Origin of the sequence: Mycobacterium sp. E2479, assembly GCF_001667925.1 — a bacterium.
In the GTDB taxonomy this organism is placed as follows: Bacteria; Actinomycetota; Actinomycetes; order Mycobacteriales; family Mycobacteriaceae; genus Mycobacterium.
In genome coordinates, this window is sequence record NZ_LZJR01000171.1 from 1 (window position 1) to 1,172 (window position 1,172).

Below are 1,172 nucleotides of genomic sequence, written 5' to 3' on the forward strand. Positions count from 1 at the left end.
CGCTTGACGACCGTGTGCACCGCGTCACGCAGTCGGTACGGGTCGAGGGCACCAGTCAGCTCGATATTCAGCTGCACCGCATACAGATCGTCATCGCTCCCCCGCACCGTGCTGGCGTGAAACAGCAACCCCCGCTGCACCGGGGTCAGGGGCAGGACGTCGGCGATCTCATGCTGCCGCTGAAGCTGGTCGATTTGCTGCTGGCTGAGCCTGGCGGGAGCGATGTCAGAAGGCGTCAATCCGCCGCCGCCGCTGTGCACGTGCGCGCAGATACCGGCCAGGGCGTCGAACCACAGCCGGCTCAGCCGACTGACCTGGGCGTGATCGAGCGCCGAAGGTGCCCACATCCAATCGGCGTGCAGGCACGGCCCGCTGTCGGTGTCGACCGTGCCGGCGTTGAGCTCCAGGGTGTGCATGAGCGGCATGGGTATAGCCGCGACGGCGCGGGTGCCCGACGAGCCTTCCCGGCTTGGCCACCACAGGTCACCGTCGACCGCGGCGTCGCCGCCCGACACGCCCAGGCGCCCGAGATAGTTGAAGCCGATCACGGGGTCGGGCCCGGCCAGGTCCACGTCACGATTGAGGTAGCGCAGCAAACCGTAGGTCAGGGGCTCCGGAAGCGCGCGAAGCTGCTCCTTCGCGTCCTTGAGGACGGCACCGAGCGCCGCCTCGCCGGCGGCCACCTGGGCCCATCGCAGTCGGCCGACGGCCAACGACACCGGATATTTGGCGGTGAACCAACCGACCGTGCGCGACAAGTCCACGTCGGACGCCAATTCCTCATTGCGCCCGTGGCCCTCCACGTCGATACCGATCGGCGCGGCACCAGAGCCCACAAACTCTGCCACCGCCAGCGCGAAGGCGATCAACAAGATGTCTTGCACCCCGGCATGGAATGCCGCCGGCACCTCGCCGAGCAGCATCGTGGTGGTCTGGGCATCCAAGGACACCGACAGGTGCCCCGCCGCAGCGAACGTATCCGCCGCGGGCCCGACCATCGGCAACACGGCCGGGGCCGCCGCCACGTGTCGCCAGGCGTCGGCCTGATCCACCACTTCCGGGCTGTGGGCGTGCTCATGGAGAAGTTCCGCCCAGCGGGCGAATGACGTCCCGGTCACCGGCAGCGCTATCGACTGGCCGCCACGATGTTGGGCCCAAGCAATGTTGAGGTC

Annotated in this window: 1 protein-coding gene; it reads right to left on the minus strand. The window is 68.3% G+C overall.

Going from position 1 to position 1,172, the window contains the following annotated elements:
• Positions 1 to 1,172, minus strand: a 1,172-nt coding sequence (locus A5686_RS26160; RefSeq protein ID WP_231986491.1) for a condensation domain-containing protein, incomplete at both ends; no start/stop codon positions are given.